The 17836-nt window shown below is 54.8% G+C and carries 11 protein-coding genes and 1 tRNA gene; 7 read left to right on the forward strand and 5 right to left on the reverse strand.

Annotated features, from left to right (window positions below):
- Positions 1 to 188 precede the first annotated feature (188 nt).
- Both H1D41_RS17945 and H1D41_RS17950 read right to left on the reverse strand, forming a co-directional pair.
- Positions 189 to 998, reverse strand: a complete 810-nt coding sequence (locus tag H1D41_RS17945; protein WP_228850218.1) for an SseB family protein — start codon at positions 996 to 998, stop codon at positions 189 to 191.
- An 11-nt stretch (positions 999 to 1009) separates the two neighbouring features.
- Positions 1010 to 1609 carry a uracil-DNA glycosylase family protein gene (locus H1D41_RS17950; RefSeq protein ID WP_228850219.1) on the reverse strand — a complete coding sequence of 200 codons (600 nt, stop codon included), beginning with the start codon at positions 1607 to 1609 and terminating at the stop codon, positions 1010 to 1012.
- Between the two features lie 201 nt (positions 1610 to 1810).
- Here H1D41_RS17950 and H1D41_RS17955 point away from each other — a divergent pair, with 201 nt between their 5' ends.
- The 7 genes from H1D41_RS17955 (at position 1811) to H1D41_RS17985 (ending at position 11367) form a co-directional block, all read left to right on the forward strand.
- Positions 1811 to 3127 (forward strand): Na+/H+ antiporter NhaA, encoded by a 1317-nt coding sequence (locus H1D41_RS17955; protein WP_228850220.1) that lies wholly within the window; start codon positions 1811 to 1813, stop codon positions 3125 to 3127.
- Positions 3128 to 3340: 213 nt separating this feature from the next.
- The gene (locus H1D41_RS17960; RefSeq protein ID WP_228850221.1) at positions 3341 to 4000 is read left to right on the forward strand and encodes an ABC transporter ATP-binding protein; all 660 of its coding nucleotides are present in this window, start codon (positions 3341 to 3343) and stop codon (positions 3998 to 4000) included.
- On the forward strand, positions 3978 to 5819 hold the full coding sequence (locus H1D41_RS17965) for a capsule biosynthesis protein (protein WP_228850222.1): 1842 nt from the start codon (positions 3978 to 3980) through the stop codon (positions 5817 to 5819). Before H1D41_RS17960 ends, H1D41_RS17965 begins: the two co-directional genes overlap by 23 nt.
- 81 nt (positions 5820 to 5900) lie before the next feature.
- Positions 5901 to 7412, forward strand: coding sequence for a phosphomannomutase/phosphoglucomutase (locus H1D41_RS17970; RefSeq protein ID WP_228850223.1), 1512 nt, complete (start codon positions 5901 to 5903; stop codon positions 7410 to 7412).
- A 145-nt stretch (positions 7413 to 7557) separates the two neighbouring features.
- Positions 7558 to 7632 (forward strand) — tRNA-Gln (locus H1D41_RS17975).
- 150 nt (positions 7633 to 7782) lie between these two features.
- A complete protein-coding gene (locus H1D41_RS18435; RefSeq protein ID WP_228850224.1) occupies positions 7783 to 9621 on the forward strand; it encodes a site-specific integrase in 1839 nt (612 codons plus the stop codon).
- Between the two features lie 477 nt (positions 9622 to 10098).
- Positions 10099 to 11367 carry a plasmid recombination protein gene (locus H1D41_RS17985; protein ID WP_228850225.1) on the forward strand — a complete coding sequence of 423 codons (1269 nt, stop codon included), beginning with the start codon at positions 10099 to 10101 and terminating at the stop codon, positions 11365 to 11367.
- A 376-nt stretch (positions 11368 to 11743) separates the two neighbouring features.
- Here H1D41_RS17985 and H1D41_RS17990 read toward each other — a convergent pair whose 3' ends face one another.
- The 3 genes from H1D41_RS17990 to H1D41_RS18000 form a co-directional block, all read right to left on the reverse strand.
- Positions 11744 to 12085 carry a DUF2130 domain-containing protein gene (locus H1D41_RS17990; RefSeq protein ID WP_228850226.1) on the reverse strand — a complete coding sequence of 114 codons (342 nt, stop codon included), beginning with the start codon at positions 12083 to 12085 and terminating at the stop codon, positions 11744 to 11746.
- Between the two features lie 170 nt (positions 12086 to 12255).
- Positions 12256 to 15750, reverse strand: a complete 3495-nt coding sequence (locus H1D41_RS17995; RefSeq protein WP_228850227.1) for a hypothetical protein — start codon at positions 15748 to 15750, stop codon at positions 12256 to 12258.
- 21 nt (positions 15751 to 15771) lie between these two features.
- The coding region (locus tag H1D41_RS18000; protein WP_228850228.1) for a DUF7507 domain-containing protein at positions 15772 to 17836 on the reverse strand (2065 nt) is incomplete at its 5' end.

Genomic DNA, 17836 nt, shown 5'->3' on the forward strand with positions numbered 1-17836 from the left:
CGCGCCAACCCGAAATACACTCAGGTTAACAATACGCTAACAACACCAAAAACTATGAAAATCTGGTGTCACAATGACCCAAATATGACTTTCCAAAAGCAAAAATTAGACAAAAATAAGGCAAGGGAGATTTCTACAGATACAAACAAGGGATTTGCGCGCGAACACATCCGATGAGCAATCCGGGGTTAACGCAGCCTGGGCGGGGTCGCTGGATCCATTCCAGGCGCAGATGGCCCGGTTGACGTCGTTTCCTCCACCTCAGGAATCGCAAGCGCCAGGCCCGCCTGCGCAAGTTGCGCCGCAAAGGGGCTGGCTTTTTCCGGGAAAATCACATCGAGACGCAGATCCAGATCCCCGAGGAACTGCACTGCATTAGATACCGCGCCCGCAAGCGCCGCCTCATCCTGAGGGGCCACATCGAGAAGCCCCAACATCAATCCTTCGGCCCCGCCCCGGTGTATGGCTTTCACAAGACAGGCTGCAGAAGCCAGCCCCGTTGCATTGCGCATGGCCCGCTCCAGAGCAGAGCGCAGGTTTTCACTGATCTCACCGGGGTGCGAGATGTCGCCTGGCCGGGCTTCCTCGATCTCCGGGCTTTGTTCCAACACAGCCACAAGCCATGTCACGGCCTCCGGCGTGCAAAGATATTCGGCCCCAATCACCCCCGGGTTCAACGCAATGCCAACCCCCTGCCCGTCCAGCATCGCAGCCAGCGCGCGTCCGGGCAGCTGGGCATATTCCGCCGCCCCGCCTTCGATTGACGCCGCAAAATCGGCCAGACGTTCTTCCTGATCGAAAGCAACCACAAACGCCCCCTGATCCGTTTCGAACATATGAGGCGCAATACTGTCATCACCTGCAGGAGCCGTCAGAAGCAAGATCAGTGTGGTATCGGCAAATTCAGCGTAAAACTGCATCCGGGCCTGTTCATCATCAGGTGCCCCGTTCATTGCATGCAGGGCTTTATCAAGCGGGGATGAGATCGGATCAGACATCGGGCACTCCTTTACAGCGCCTCTGATACACGGCTGCGCAGGACAGGCAAGAGTTCGGCCTCAAACCAGGGGTGTTTTTTCAACCAGCCGCTGTTGCGCCAGGAAGGATGTGGCAAAGGGATAGTCTCAGCTCCATGATCGCGCCAGCGCTCTACAGTCTGGGTTACCCCCCCGGAAGCAGCATCCCCCAAATGATATTTTTGCGCATAGCCACCGATCACAAGCGTCAGGCGCAGATCTGGCAGAGAGGCCAACACCTTTGCGCGCCACGTCTTCGCACAAACAGCAGGCGGGGCAAGATCAGCACCCTTCGCATTGTAACCAGGAAAACAGAAAGCCATGGGCGCAATCGCTATACGGGCTTTGTCATAGAACACATCCTCATCAACCCCCATCCATTGCCGCAAACGATCCCCGGAGGGATCCGTGAAAGGACGGCCGGACTGATGCACCCGCATGCCTGGCGCCTGCCCCGCAATCAGGATACGCGCCCCCGGCTGAAACCAGGCCACGGGGCGGGGTTCATGTGCGGTGTGCGTCTGACGAAACCTGTCAGAACACAGCCTGCAGGTCGAAATTTCGGTGGCAATATCGGGCTGTTTGTTACTCATAAAACCATCATGCACAGAACTGGCTGACAGGGTAAGAGATCCGGCATCACATTTACGCGTGCAGATTGTCCGATGCTTGCGCACAGCATCCTGCACAAAGATGTCATCCCCCCGCCGTGCAAATATACCGGCGCAGACTTGTTCCGCTGCGTAATTTCCAGTACATCCGGGGGAACTAAAAAAACAGGGAATGCGCTGAACATGTATCGTGTGTGGAACTTCGTAATAAATTATTCCGTTTTGCTCATCCTGGGGGCGTTGATCGCGCTTGTCTGGGCGAATCTGGATCCGCATAGCTATCACCATGTGGTTGAATATCCGATCTGGTTTAATGACTGGGTGGGGATGGATGCCGGGAAATGGCTTTATAAATATGGGGACGAGTTCCATATTGAGGATATCGGAGACGTTACGCGCGTCCTGACCTTCCACTATCTCGTGAACGATGTGCTTATGGCCTTCTTCTTCGCCATTGCGGCAAAAGAAGTCTGGGAAGCCGTGATCCTGAAAAACGGTTCTCTGCGCGGCAAAAAGGCCGCAACCCCTTTGTTTGCGACCCTTGGTGGCATGGTTGGCCCGATTGCGGTTTACCTGGGCCTGGCGGCTTTCCTTGGCTCAACCACATATGATGCTGTGGCCAATGGCTGGGCCGTTCCGATCGCAACAGACATTGCATTTGCCTACCTCGTTGGGCGTCTGGTCTTTGGCGCTGGCCACCCGGCGGTGCGCTTCCTGCTGCTGCTGGCGATTGCTGACGATGCAGCTGGCCTGATCATTCTGGCGGTCTTCTATCCTTCTGGTGAGCTGGCCCCTGAATGGCTGCTGCTTTCCGTTGCTGCCTCTGCTGCCGTCTGGTTCCTGTTTAACGACCTGCCGCGTCGTATGGACAAAGGCAATCAGATGCGCCCGATCTCAAGCAAAGTGCGCAAGTATTTTGGCTTCTGGCCTTACCTGATCGCCGGTGCTTTCAGCTGGTATGGCTTCCAGCAAGCTGGTATTCACCCGGCTCTGGGTCTTCTGCCGATTGTTGTGACCATCCCACATGCGGATCGTGCCTTTGGCATCTTCTCAGAAGCGGAAAGCTATCTGACTGACCTGCTCAACGATATTGAACACAAACTGAAGCACCCGGTTGAAATCGCGCTGTTTTTCTTCGGCCTGCTGAATGCTGGTGTCGAATTTTCAGCCATCGGTTCCCCAACCTGGCTGGTTCTGGCCGGCCTGATTATCGGCAAGCCGATTGGCATTCTGATCTTCGGCTGGTTTGGCGCGCACATCCTCAAACTGGGGCTGCCACAGGGGATGCGCACGATTGATCTCTTTGTGATCGGCTGTGTTGCGGCAATTGGCTTTACCGTGTCACTGTTTATCGCGGCAGTTGCTTTTGACAGTTCTGTCATGCTGGATGGTCAGTCTGTGCAAGCCGCCGCCAAGATGGGTGCCCTGTTCAGCTTCGCAGCTGCAATTATTTCCATCATTGCAGGCAAACTCTGCCGGGTGGAGAAACAGGAACTGTAATCCTTTTGCACTTCTACACCGACAGGCCAGGCGGAAATTCCCCTGGCCTGTTGTCATTTCAGCGCTCTGATTAGTTTGTTGGCAGTTATCGCATTGAAATTTGCCGCCATATGAACACATAATACACGTAAAACCGGTATAGAGTGCTCGTTAACTAAACAATGCTAACAATGTATCAGTCGTGAGTGATAATGCCAGGCAAACAGGTAACACATGCTGGAATTTGAAAATGTCAGTAAGTCCTTCTGGACCGGCACCCAGCGGAAGGTGATCCTTGAGAACGCGTCGTTCCATGTGGAGCGCGGCAAATCTATGGGTGTGCTTGCCCCAAATGGCACGGGCAAAACGACATTGATCAACATGATGGCAGGCCTGGAAAAGCCCGACGAAGGCAAAATTATCCGCAATGGTAATATTTCGTTCCCGCTGGGCTTTATGGGCGGTGTGGTCAGCAACCAGAGTGCAAAAGAGAACTGCCGTTATATTTCCCAACTCTATGGTCTTGACCCGGACTATGTCGAAGCTTTCTGCCGGTGGATGTGCGAACTGAAAGAGTATTTCGACATGCCGCTCGGCACATATAGTTCCGGGATGCGTGCGCGCCTTTCATTTGCACTGATGCTGGCACTTGATTTTGATATGTACCTGATCGACGAGGGCATGCCTGGCACAACAGATGTCAACTTCAACGAGAAAGCCTCGTCAATCCTACAGGAACGTATTGCCACAACAACCATCGTAATTGTTTCCCACGACCCAGATATTCTGGAAAAATATTGCCGCTGTGCGGGTGTACTTCGGGACGGATACTTCTATATGTTTGATACGCTGGAAGAAGCGAAGAGTTTGTATGAATACCAATCCAAAGATTAAAAAGTATCGCATTCGCCGTGGGAGCTCGTTGCTCAGCCCCAGTCAGGACAAAGCCGGGAAGGCTCCTGCAGCAACCGCGCGGGAAAACCCGACCACTGTCGCCCCCCCCGAACCAGCCGCTGCTTCGCCGCAAAACGAAGCACCCAAGCGCAAAGGACGGGTGTTTGGAATTAACGTTTCAACACAGGCACCAAAACAGGCATCCGAAACGCCCCAGGCACCCGAAGAAGCCAAAACTGCCCCCTCTGCCCCGGTGGTGAACCAGGCTAAAGCCGCAAGCCAGGGCAATGCTGATCCAGAAGCCGGAAGCACTGCGCCTGCCCCAAAAGCTTCCAGCCCGGCAAAACCTGTCAAAAAAGAATCTGCAGCAGATGCAGACAACCGTTCAGAAAAAGACAAAGCGATTGATGCTATCCGCAAAGAAGGGCTGACAGGCCGGGATCTGCGCATGGCCCGCCGCATGGCCGTTCGCAATAATATTACAGCCTCTTCCGATTACGATGCGATCCGGCAGCTGCGGGAAAAAGGGATTGACCCCTTTGGACGTAAAAACATGCTGGCCCTGTCACCGAATGCAAATGCTGCGGGTGCTACGGGCAACGCTCAGCTGCCACAAAAGATTCAGCCAGGTCAGGCCTCCGTCCCGGGGCCTGCTCTGGCAGCTGAAGCCAATCGCGCCAAAGAAGTTCTGAAGATTCAGCGCAACATCGCCCGCAGACGCCGTATTAAACTGATTTTCCTGACGCTCCGGCTGGCCGTCTTTGTTCTTCTGCCGTCGTTGATTGCGGGTATCTACTATGCCAATATTGCGACCCCACTCTTCTCTACCCGCACTGAGTTTCTGATTCAGCAATCTGACAATAGCAGCGGTGGTGGCCTCGGCAGCCTGTTTTCCGGATCCCCTCTTTCGTCAAGTCAGGACAGCCTGACCGTGCAGAGTTACCTGCAATCCCGGGCAGCTATGCAAAGACTCGATGCTGAATATGACTATGTCGCGCATTTCTCTCAGGACGATATTGACTTCCTGACACGGCTTGATGCTGACGCAACGCAGGAAGACGCGTTCAAAACTTACACCAATAATATCAAAATTGCCTTTGATCCGACGGAAGGCATCCTGAAGATGGAGGTGATCACCATCACTCCTGAAGAAGGTGTCGCCTATTCCCGCGCACTTATCGGTTATGCAGAAGAAGTTGTCGACAATCTGTCCCAGCGCCTGCGCGAAGATCAGACCGTTGTGGCAGAAACCAGCTTTGCTGACACCCGGCGCAACATGGCGGAAGCGCAGCAACAGGTTATCGAACTACAGCAACGCCACAATGTGATCTCCTCGGATGTGGAAATCGGGCTTCTGAGCCAACAGGTTTCGACCCTTCAGGGGCTTCTGACCCAGGAAAAGCTGCGCCTTTCGGAGCTTTTGTCAAATGCCCGCCCAAACCCCGCACAGGTTGAACCCGTGCAAAACAGAATTAAGGTTCTCGAAGACGAAATCGCATCCGTCCGCGCACAGATGACAGCGGTAAATGCAAACGGTGACTCGCTTGTGCAGATCTCATCGGAGCTTGCCATTGCTCAGGCGGATCTTGCAACCTGGCAGGGCATGCTTCAGCAATCTCTGGCAAGCCTGGAAGCCGCAAAACTCAGCGCCAGCAGCCAAACCCGGTTCCTAGCCGTTGCTGTTCCTCCCGTCGCACCAGACGAGCCCACTTATCCACGCGTTTTTGAAAACACGATGCTGACCTTCATGATTATGGCCGGCGTTTACCTGATGATCTCGCTGACGCTTTCTGTATTGCGCGAGCAGATCTCATCCTGATCCTGTGCTGCCCCTCGGGGCAGCATTTTCTATGTTTCACTCTCCGGTTTCCGGAGTATTCACTGTTAAAGGCAGTTACGCATGACACCTTCTTCTAAGATCGTTCCCCTGACAAAGGTCACCCAAAATAGCTGGAGCTTTCTGCGGGATGCAATGATCACGCCAACCGGATTTCGTGAATATGATGCGCGCTGGAAATACCCTGAAGAAATCAACCTTCCAGGTATAACCGCCCTTGGCCTGGGTCTTGGGACACAGATCCGCCGCCGCGGTCTGAAGCCGGAAATTGCTGTCGGAAATGACTATCGTGACTATTCCCTGACCATCAAAAACGCCCTGATGCTGGGCCTGATGCAAGCTGGCATTTCCGTCAAAGACATCGGCCCGGCGCTCTCGCCAATGGCTTACTTTTCACAGTTCCACCTGGATGTGCCTGCGGTCGCCATGGTCACAGCCAGCCATAACCCCAATGGCTGGACCGGCGTAAAAATGGGTTTTCAGCGCCCTCTGACGCATGGCCCGGATGAAATGGGGGAACTGCGCGATATCGTTCTCAATGGTGAAGGACAGGTCCACACCGGTGGTGCATATGAATTCGTTGATGGTGTGCGTGAAGCTTATCTCGATGACCTCGTGGGCGATTTCAAAATGACCCGAAAGCTTAAGGTCGTCTGCGCAACAGGCAATGGCACGGCTTCTGCCTTCGCGCCGGAACTGTTTGAACGTCTGGGTGTAGAAGTTGTGCCTTCTCACAATACGCTTGACTACAACTTCCCCCACTACAACCCCAATCCAGAAGCGCTGGAAATGCTGCACGACATGGCAGATTCTGTCAAAGCCTCAGGCGCAGACCTGGCGCTTGGATTTGATGGCGACGGTGATCGTTGTGGCGTTGTGGACAATGAAGGCCAGGAAATCTTCGCAGATAAAGTCGGCGTCATCATGGCCCGTGATCTGTCCCGCATCTATCCAAACGCAACCTTTGTCGCAGATGTGAAATCCACTGGCCTTTATGCGTCTGACCCGGAATTGAAAGCCAATGGTGCGAAAGCCGATTACTGGAAGACCGGTCACAGCCACATGAAACGTCGCGTACATGAACTTGGTGCGCTCGCCGGGTTTGAGAAATCCGGTCACTATTTCCTGGCTGAACCCATTGGCCGTGGCTATGACTGTGGCATGCGCGTTGCAGTAGAGATCTGCAAATTACTTGACCGCAACCCAGACCAGACCATGGCTGACCTGAATCGCGCCCTGCCCCGCACCTGGGCGACACCAACAATGTCACCATGGTGCGCCGACACTGAGAAATACGACGTGCTGGAACGTATCGTGACCCGCCTTGTAGCCATGCATGAAGAAGGTAAAACTGTCGCCGGTCGCGCGATTTCTGAAGTCGTCACCGTAAATGGCGCACGTGTTATTCTCGACAACGGAGCCTGGGGGCTTGTACGCGCATCCTCCAACACCCCGAATCTTGTGGTGGTCTGCGAAAGCCCGGAAAGCGAATCTGAAATGCGGGAAATTTTCGCGGATATCGACAAAGTTATTCGCACAGAGCCTTCAGTTGGGGCCTACGATCAGACCATTTAAACGCTATTCAAAGCCTGCGCTATCTGAACGCGGGCTTTGAATACCTCTCAAATCATTTCTTTTCCCTTCGCAGCAGAAAAATATCATTTTGAGGAATTTTACTCTTGAACCCCCAGCAACTCACGGGTATTCACCGGATCACAGTTGGGGTGTAGCCAAGTGGTAAGGCAACGCTTTTTGGTAGCGTGTACCGTAGGTTCGAATCCTACCACCCCAGCCAGTTTCCACATAACTATTTGATTTTGTTGAATGCGGTTTTCGCATTTTTCGGGGATACCCCAGCTGTGTCTCGTAGGTGCATCTCGTTTATGCATCTCATGCAGTTTGCCAAATATTATTTCCGGCGCTTCCTTGTTTGAAGGAATGCCCTGTGATCGGACTAAATTATGTAACACGCCGTGGTGCCATCTACATTTGGCGCAGACGCTTGCCTGCAAGGGTTTCGACGACGGCTTACATCCAGATCAGCCTGAGAACCGCACGGTTTTCCACAGCTAAGATCCTTGCCAATCTTGTGAACTCCGGCTTTGAGGCCTGTAGTGAACGCATGAAGAGCAAGCGGATCACTCAGGCAGAGGCCCAATGCTTCCTGACCGATTTGGTTGCGAAAAATCTCGAGCAGATCGAAGAAGAGCGGTATTACGAGCCAGACGCCACCACGCCAGAAGATTGGCGCAAACGATATTTCGATGAGAAATGTCGGGCAGTTGCTTATCGTTTGGTGGCGACCCGAGGGCAAGGGGCGGACCTATTCCCAGAGGACCTCAAGGATCTGAGTGAAGAAGGTTTTGATGCTGATCACCTGTCCCAAATCCGTCTCGAGATTGAAGAGTTAAAGCGCGAAGTCTTGTCGGAGGAGTTCCTGTGCAAAAGCCGGACAATCGCACAGGATAATTTGAACCGTTCTCAATGCGGTGTGATGGATTTACGCGCGGTTGGTGCGCTGCGCATGGCAGCAAAAGCTGAGGCCCTGGATCGGGCTGATCGTCGCAAGATCGCGGCACCGTATTTGAATTTGGACCTAGATCGCGTTCGGGACGGGGTGGTCGAACCGAAACTAAGGTCAGCTCAGAAAGGGCGCTATTCTGATGAGCTGCCCAGTCTTATCAGTGATTATATCTCAAGCAGAAACCGAGACGTTGATGATACGGCAGAGCGTAAGAAAATCGCGAAGGACGTTAAACAGCGCCACGCCGTTTTGGCACAATTTCTGGAGGCTACTGGTGTGTCGCATCTGGGTGATATGCGGCAGGAAGATATGTTCTATTACGTCAGCGTCTTGGAAAGACTACCAAAAATCTACAGGAAGACACCGGAGGACCAAGCTCGGACATTGGACGAAGTTTTAGAACGGGCGGAAGAATTGTCCGGAGAACAAATTGGTCTGTCTCCGGCGACGATCAACCGCAATGTCACCATCATCCAAGGGTTTCTAAAATACGCCAAATCGCGCGGTGCAAAACCTGCGGAAATTTTGGATTTGTCCGTTTTGCGCAAAACCTCTAATGACGATGAGCGTAACGCGCGGTTGGCATTTTCCGATACCGACATGACAGAACTCGCGAGGCACCCCGTTTGGACAGGATGTGCCAGCTTGGGACGGCGTAACGAAGCTGGGGGGCAAGTTATCAAAGATGGGCTTTATTGGGGGCCGATCTTGGCGAGCCTTACAGGGGCGCGGCGCGAGGAAATCCTCGGGATGCAGGTCGAGGACGTGGATGTGGTGCATGACATCCCTCATTTGCGCATTCGCAAAAATGTTAATCGCCGCTTAAAGAATGCAGCCTCCGAACGGCTGGTGCCAATGCATCGGGCACTGCTTGATCTGGGGTTCGGCCGTTACGTCGAGGAATTGAGAACGAAGGGAGAAGTGGACCTCTTCCCAGAGTTAAAGCCGCAATGTGAGACGGGAAGCTTTGGCGATGTGTTTTACCGCAAGTGGAAGCCCGTGGTGAGCACCCAGCTTGGTGAACGCTCGCAAAGACGGACGTTCCACAGCTTCCGACATCGGTTCATCTCGGTGCTGCGCCATACGCCTAATGTGCCGAAAGAGGCGGTGCAGGATTTGGTTGGACATAAACACCATGACGAAACCGATGGGCGCTACCGGAAAACTGCAGATTACCGTGATCAGATCCTCGCAAGGCTCGCGCCTGTGGTGAATGCCATGACGGCGGATGAGTGGCAGTGTCTAGCAGAGCACCGTTAGGCCAAGGGCGCGCAGGGTTTCCAAAGGGCTTGACCCTTGGTGGGCGTTTCGAAAGAGGGTGGCGCCCTCTTCGTCTGGGGTTTCAAAAGGGGGCGAAGCTGCCCCTTTGCCTACGACATAATTTATTATGGCTAGTAGGTTATGAAACAGGCTGACCAAAATCTTATTAAACGATCACCTTGTCCGGAGCGTTGCGCCGCTCCACCGCACTTCGTGGGGACACCCCACACCCCGGATCAATGAAAAAGGAAATGGGAAAAGTTTGTGAAATTTAATGACCTAAGAGAATGAGGATGGCTTGAGGGAAATCGGACATTTGAGCCGTTTGGCTGGCAATATCGGCGTTATCCACATGTGATATGATCCGATGCCCATTCTTGGGTTTGGGCTTTCACGGGGCCAGCCAATTCTGGTCACATGACAGAATTATTAAACGCCCCGACTGAGCCAAAGAATGCAAATCCATGGGCCGCATCTGTGCGGATCAAAAACCGCACCATGTCGCAAGCCTATGGCCAGCGGCGGCACGATTTCCGCAAAGGCAGAAAGCCTAACTATGTAGATAAAAATCGTGAAGACTTAAACCGCATCTTGATCGAACCGCGTCCGCTACCAGAAATCCGCGGTGAGGTGGTGGAACTGCGCGGCCGCCGTGGCGCACAACGTGCGATAAAATCAAACGCAGCAATCGTGACCTCAGGGATCATCACTTTTGGTCATGAGGCGGCGAAACTTTTTGGCGCGCTGACGACGGACGAGCAAGATGCAGCATATTTGGAACTCGCACAGGCTTTAGCAGACCACCTGAACACCACGCTTGAAGGGCTGGTGCATCACGGCGATGAAACCACCGACCATGCGCATTTGGAACTGCGCGGGGTCACGAATTCCGGCTATCCTGTCAGCAAGGAATTGACCAGACAGGCAATGTCGGAGCTGCAGGACTTGGCGGCAGAAATCATGCAACGTTATTGTCCGGACATTCAGCGCGGAAATCGCAAACAAGACAGGTTGGATGCTGGGGCGAACTTTCCGGACACGCTCAACCGATCTGTGCGGCAATTGCATGAAGATCTCCCTGCCGAAATCGCGACCAAGGAGCAAATGATCCATGATCTAGATGCCGAAATTGCCACGCGTGAGGCGTCAATTGCTAAGGATCAAGAACGGGTGGCAGAACTGGAGAAAAAGGAGGTGTTGCAAGCCAATGAAGAAAAGCGCCTTGGGAAATACCGTGTCCGGATCGTGAAAAAGGTGGAAGAATTGAAGGCTGTTCAAGCGAAGCAGGCCAAGCAGCGTGTGGCGATCCGGCAACATGAAGAACGCCTCGTTCTGGTCGAGCGCGCAAATGCAGCCAAGGCGGAAGAGTTAGAACAAAAAACCTCTGAGGCAGGCGATTTGATTGCCCAGGCGGAGCAGGCCAAAGCCGAAATGGATGCGGGCATGGCGGCGGTCGAAGCGGTTGTCGAGGAAATGGCCAACGATACAATCCAAGAAACTCCGGACGAACTCATCCTTGAAAACCCTGCCCCCATCTTGGCCGCACCCAAACCGATTCAAAAACGCCTGACTGGGATCGTGCATCGATATCTGGATTTGCGGAGTGATTGGCGGCAACGATCCGAGTGGCTGAATACCATGGTCGCAAAGGTACAGGTTTGGTTGCGGCGTGAGGATCTTCCCAATGACGCCCAAGATGATGGCGAGCAGATCAAACAGAATTTTAATAACGGGCCGAGTTTGTGATGAAAGCGATCAGAGCAGCTTTTAGTGAGGGTTTCTCCTAACGGCTGCTCCAAATTTCAGCACCGAAAGCAATGTCTTCGTTGCTGCATCAGCACTGTCTAGAAAGAAGAGTTGAAGCCGGTCACTTGCTGCACCTGCAGGCATATTGGTCAGATTTGAAAAGAACGATCGCTCACAGCCCCGACATTGGCGCACACATGCTGCGCCATACACCAAGGACAGCAATGGGCAGATAGCAACCTTTGCAAAGTCACGCGTAGGCCCAAACCGGACCTTCACCACCTGATCAACATGCCGCAGTGCGGTCCGTCAAAGCAGGCATTCGTTGTGGTAAACGTGGTCCATAAGCTATCGATGGCCAAAATCTAGTGTAATTTCAATCGTCTTTCCCGATCAACAATGCCTTTACGCTTTCGATTCCAAGCATCGAACCCCCTGCGATCCCTTGTAAATCGCCGTGCATGCCAACCGTAGACGCGATTTCCAGGTCAATTTGTTTGGCTCGCAGCGCCCATTGTTTTTCTATGAAAATGCGTTCTTTGCGTAGATTGTCTTGCATGTCCTCAAACCGCTCAACAATCACATCCACACGTTGTTTGAATTGGGTGCCGATTAGATAATCGCAGACCATCTCCATCTTGGCTTCTTGCCCCATGGCGCGATCTTTAGCACCGGCTACATCGATCAATGCCTGACTGGCGTCCTCACAGCCACTCATCAGGGTCACAAACAGAAGGACATCAGGCAGCTACTGCCGTGGAACTTTTGGAAGTGATGCACCGCTTACCCATAATTCACCAGTAATACGACATTAAAAAAGGCTCTGATCACGAGATCAGAGCCTTTTGTTTTGTGTTTTCCCCCGGATTATTCCGGGAGAGGTGAGGATCAGAATTTGGCGATCAGATTGATGAATGCGCCCTGGTCATCGAGTGTCAGATCGGAAAGATCATCCGAGAACTGACCAAAGTTATACCCAAGACCTACCTTCACATTGTTGTTGATGTGACGATAGCCTGCGATCAGTGCGCCGTAATCTGTTGTGCCTGCGCTCTGGGCGTCAAGCATACGGACCTCAAGCAGCGCATCCCAGTTGTGGACCACATGCCAGCGGGCATTGGCGACCAGAAGCAGAGCGTTGTTTTCGGTGAAGTTCTCGCCGATAGCATCCGCAGATTCAGACCAGCGATAGCCGATTTTACCGCCGACAGACCAGGTGTCATTCAACTGATATTCGGCATCCACGCTCAGGATATGGCTGTGCTGCAGCGGGCCACGCACATCTGTGCCATCGGTCACCTGACCGTATTCGTCAAAGACGTAACGGTAGCGTGCCAGCAGGTTCAGACGGTCATGTTCCACCGGGCGATAAGCATAACCAAGGGACAGCTCTGCATAGCGTGCATCTTCCAGGGTGCTGTCTTTGCGATCTGTGTAAACCGTATCCAGCGTGCCGATGAAGCGTGCATCTTCCGAGAACTTCGCGTTGTAATCCCCGGTGAAGGCCAGGGTATCCGCATCACGGCTGGTTGTACCATCCATGCCGCGTTCACGACGCAGTTCCAGGCGCGCACGGGCGGCGCGATCGGCATCATCGGAATAGGCATAACCCAGGGTCAGCGCCTGACGGTCAAAGTCATCCCCATCCGGATCACTGATGTCGCCAACTTCAAGCGCGAAGGTCCAGTCGCTGAACTCTGTCGCGCTGTAATCGACGCCAAAGGCAGAAGACAGCGCCTTGTGACGACCGAAGAGATCGCGGGTGTTTTCCGCCCAGATCGTCGTGGCATCGCTGATGTGGCGGGTGCCCCCCATGACGAACTGACCCCGATCCGTGCCGTTCAGGGTTGCCCCGGCAAGCGTGCGATCCGGATCCAGCGTATAGCCGAAGTAGGTGCTGTTGCCATTGCCCTGATTGCTGTGGGTCAGAAGCGCACGTGCGCCTGTGCCACCTGTGCCTTCAGAGACCTCACCAGTCAGGGTCCAGCTGTCGTTCAGCTGTGCCGTGCCGCCGATGCCAAAGCGTTCATTGCGGGCAAGACCGCCGGTGCGCTCAACCGAACCCTGACCATAGACATACCAGCTGAGCGCATCAGATGGAGTCGCGGTGTAACGCAGGGCCAGATCTGTACGGGTGCCGGTATTGGTCGCGTCACCGGGGTTGGTGCGATCGAGATATTCGACACCGAAGGACAGTTCGCGCGTGTCGGACAACCTGTGGTGCAGTTCCAGGCCCGCCTCCAGATCCTCACGCCCTGCATCGCTTTCATAGCTGTCCGCATAGAAGCGCAGACGGGTGCGATCAGATGCTTCAACCTCGGCAAAGACACCCCAGAGTGTTTCATCATCAGAAACGGAGTAATCGAGCGAGTTAAAGCCCGCATCGCGGCGCTCGTAATAAGCGCCAATCAGGCCCGGGGTCGCCAGACCGATTTCGTTCAGATCAGCCTGCCCTTCCAGTCGGATTGCCTGGCCTTTGCCTGCCTGAGCAGCGGTGGTGGTCGTGGTCAGACCGCCATCGGTGGAACGGGTGAAGCCAAAGCCCGGCCCGTCGGATTGTGCCACTTCCAGTTCAACCCAGGTGGTTTCGGAATGCTGAAGACGCAGATCCGCACCAAGGGCTTTCTGATCGGCAGTACCTGTGTCCTCAATCATGCCAGTTACGCCAATACGCACAGAGTCACTGACCCAGGCCTCAGCGCGTGCACCATAAGCAAATCCATCCAAATCGCTGGCGGTTGGTGTATATTCATAAGCCACAACCAGGTTGACGTTATTGTCGCCGTTCGGGTTTTCGCTGATCAGCCCGCTTGTGCCCGCATAGGCAGACAACGGCTGGTTCAGACGGATCACACCCTGGGTATAGTTGATGGTGTAATCGGTGCCATAGGCCAGCGTGCGGCGATCCAGAACCCGGCCATTGGTCGGATCGGTGATCTCAATGGTCAGATGGTCAGAACCCCGGCTGATGTCCTGTTGGTTGAGAAAGTAGATAGAGCCGCCGGTGCCGCGGAAGATATCACGGCCAGGCAGATTATCCGGCTGCGCTGCATAGGCGTTGATGCGGACACGGGCTTCGCCATCAGACGTCGTGTTCTGTGACGCCCATTCCCCGTGCAGACCGTAAAGGGTACGGGTGTTGCGGATGAACTCGGCCCCTTCAAGGTTGGCTTCACCATCGCCCCAGGTGATGTGATTGCCATCGCGTTCCGCACGCAGATAGAAACGGCCGGAGGTCGGCGCATCTTCCACGATGGAACTGTCATCGCCGTAGGTCAGATAGGCATCATCTGTGTCAATCCGGTTCAGGACGGAGCTGGGGTCACGTTTGTCGAGGTTGCGGAAGATATCGGAAAGGTCCTCTTCACGGGTATCAACAGATGCGGTGATTTCCGTGCCATTGGCCAGACGTCCGTTCACGTAACCGGCGATGCGGCCCCGCTGGTAATCCTCGGTGCCTTCAATGTCATCGCCACTGCGCCAGCCAAGGGTCACATCCGCGACCCCCACATAGAACCACTCAGATCCGGGAACCTCAATGTCGCGGGTCAGATCAACAGTACGGGCCGCGACCTGAACCGCGTGATCGCCCACAGGCATAATGCGCTGAAGGACAAAAGCACCGGAGCCATCGGCCTCAACCACCTCACCAAGGGTGCGGATGTGCGTACCTGCGGGCAAACCGGTGCCGGACACAGTGACAGCACCACCGCGCACGGGAATGTGCTGACGTGCAAGGGCAGAAGTGCCTTCTTCCTGGGTTTCCACGTCTGAAAGATCGCGGATATCACGATGTGACAGAGGCAGGGCCACAGTTTCATCATAGCGCCCGTTTGCGTCATAAACCCGGTGCACAAAAACAAGGTTTTCACCTTCCGGCAGAGTCACAGAGGCGCGCGCGCCCGGGGTGATGGCAAGGGTTGCAACGGTTTTTGCGCCGCCCCGTGCCTCTGTGTCAATGATCCGGATTTCGCCACGGGTGACAAAAGCCGGGTAATTCATGCGGCTCTGGAAAGTCACGGTGTCACCGGCCTGCCAGGACTGGTCTCCGATCACATTGGCATCCAGGCGGCGGGACTGATCCAGCCCGTCATAGCGTACCTGGATATCAGCCGCCGCAAGGGCAACATCCGCCCGGCGCTGTGCTTCAATCAGGCGGGTATCCCCTTGCGGGGTTGCCCCGTTGACTGAGATTGCAAAGCCCTGCGCACGCGGGGCCGTGGCCGCCGCTTCTGCATTTTCGCCCACAGGCATGCTGATCACAGTCTGTGCATTTGCCGCGCATTCCGCGACAGCAGGGGTGCAGGTATCGGCCCATGCGCTGCCCGGAATAATCCAGGCAGCTGTCATCATGAGACCGGCGAGAGTTGAGTGTGTTTTCATTTTACTGTTTCCTTACCGGTCTTATTGGTTGAGGCGCAGGGTTTCACGTTCCACCAGCAGGCGGGTGCCGCTTTGTCCGGTCCATGCGTCATTCAGGATGCCTTCCACCAGATCGAGGTGACGGCGCGCCATGCGCGGGGTTTCCTCATCGGCACGGTGATAGCGCAGATACACTACAGACACCGGGTTGGAAGGATCGTTCAGCATCGCCCGAAGCGCCTGATCCAGGGCTTCGATGGCCACCCGTTCGCCGGTCTGACGATCGGTTGTGAAGGCTGTTGCATCGAGATCGATCCGTGCCACATCGGCAATCGTTGCGCCAAAGTTCATGCGACCAAAGCGACCAGCTGTCAGACGCAGAACCCGTGGGTTTTCCGTGGTCATGCGGTAGCCGGATGGCAGAGTGCGGGTGTCCACTTTCAGGGTGAAGTTGGAACCACCATCTGCCGGCAGGGCTGCGCATGGCACGTGGAAGCGACCATAAGCATCGGTGGTGATCAGATGACCGTTCACAGTCACCAGACGCACACCGGCCAGACCAGGTTCACCGCGGTTTTCAGCTGATGGGGCGCTTTCGAACTTACCGTCAGTGAAAGTCTGATCGGTCAGACCAGCCAGGCTGTCAGGCCCATCCTGAATGCCATTGCCATTGCGGTCATCAAAGACCTTCCCGATCACATCTGAACAATGGAAGACATGTTCAGGGCGGATGCGGATGGTTGCGGTACCGATGTTGGATACAACATCACCGTCCTGGGTTGCCCAGGCGCTGTTGATCAGTTCCTGTGTCGCATTGTCCGGCAGAACGCGCACGCTGAGGGTGACTTCAACAGAAGCACCGGCTGCGATATCTACGCCTGACCAGGTCAGCAGGCGACCCGCAACAGCAGGTTCCGTCGCCACACCAGCCAGCTGGGCTGTTCCTGGTGTATAGGCCAGCCCACCCGGCAGTTCGTCCAGAAGATCCAGACCCGCAATATTCAGAGCAGATGTGTTCTCATAGACCAGCGTGTAAGTCACGCTGTCGCCGTAGTTCACAAGGCTCAGGTTCGCTGTTTTGGTAACCGTGATTGCTCCCGGTTCTGCAGGCAGAGGCGCCAGAGGCACGATGGTCGGGTCGCTGGTGGGATCGCCATCAGTGGTGCCATCCAGATCGGGATCATCAGAACCTTCAGAACCGCCGTCATTCCGGGTGTCAGAGATATCCTCAGCCATACCCGCTGTGGAAGACCCTGTAACCGTCGCGGATTTCTCGATGCCACCGGCATTGAAGTCATCCACAGTGATCACATGAGGATCCGCCGTACAGGTCGCCATTTCACCTGGCGCCAATGTGGTCGGGTTACAGACAATATTGGTCAGCTCCGGGCTGGTGACTTCAATGTCTTCCATCGTCACGTCACCATCATTGGTCACGGTCAGTGTGTAAGGCACGGTGTCACCCGGATCTGTCACGGAAGGATCACTGCCGCCATCTGTGCTGACCTCACCGGCCTGCAGGGTCAGCGTCAGTTTCGGAACACCAATGGTGATCGTCTCTGTCGTTGTGGAACAGGTGACTGGGGCAGCTTTGGTGCAGATTTCATAATCTACAAAATAGTCACCCGCTGCCAGATCCGGATCAATGGTGATCAGGCCGGTTGCCGGATCCAGGGTCAGGCCTGTGACGGGCTGACCGCTTGCATCCTTATAGTCACCCGGAACCGGGGCTGTGATGTCCACAGTGGTCAGATCCGCTGTTTCACCGTTCAGAGTATCAGACGCGAGGATCGACGGGGTTGTGCCTCCGGCTGGTCCATAAGTGTCAAACACTTCTGGTGCTGCCTCAATCTCTGGTGTGACAGTGATGGTCGCAGTTGCGGTTTCACAGACAGGCACGGTGTCGGTGCTGCAGAGCTCATAGTCGAACGTGTAGACACCAGGTTCTGTGCCCGGGTTCACGTCAACAGTGCCGTCAGAGTTCACAGTAAGCTCAGACGGAACAGCCGCAGGGTCAACCGGGGTGACAGTCGCATTGCTGCTGTCCGCCGGATCACCATTGATTGTGTCGCCGTCAAAGAGGTTCACCACAGCCGTCGCTCCGGTA

The organism is Halocynthiibacter styelae (genome assembly GCF_016123485.1).
GTDB classification, from domain to species: Bacteria; Pseudomonadota; Alphaproteobacteria; order Rhodobacterales; family Rhodobacteraceae; genus Halocynthiibacter; species Halocynthiibacter styelae.

What these genes read in the sequence shown, in the direction of transcription:
- H1D41_RS17945 (WP_228850218.1), bottom strand. Translation starts at nt 998, where the DNA reads ATGTCTGATCCGATCTCATCCCCGCTTGATAAAGCCCTGCATGCAATG.
- H1D41_RS17950 (WP_228850219.1), bottom strand. Translation starts at nt 1,609, where the DNA reads ATGAGTAACAAACAGCCCGATATTGCCACCGAAATTTCGACCTGCAGG.
- H1D41_RS17955 (WP_228850220.1), top strand. Translation starts at nt 1,811, where the DNA reads ATGTATCGTGTGTGGAACTTCGTAATAAATTATTCCGTTTTGCTCATC.
- H1D41_RS17960 (WP_228850221.1), top strand. Translation starts at nt 3,341, where the DNA reads ATGCTGGAATTTGAAAATGTCAGTAAGTCCTTCTGGACCGGCACCCAG.
- H1D41_RS17965 (WP_228850222.1), top strand. Translation starts at nt 3,978, where the DNA reads ATGAATACCAATCCAAAGATTAAAAAGTATCGCATTCGCCGTGGGAGC.
- H1D41_RS17970 (WP_228850223.1), top strand. Translation starts at nt 5,901, where the DNA reads ATGACACCTTCTTCTAAGATCGTTCCCCTGACAAAGGTCACCCAAAAT.
- H1D41_RS17990 (WP_228850226.1), bottom strand. Translation starts at nt 12,085, where the DNA reads ATGAGTGGCTGTGAGGACGCCAGTCAGGCATTGATCGATGTAGCCGGT.
- H1D41_RS17995 (WP_228850227.1), bottom strand. Translation starts at nt 15,750, where the DNA reads ATGAAAACACACTCAACTCTCGCCGGTCTCATGATGACAGCTGCCTGG.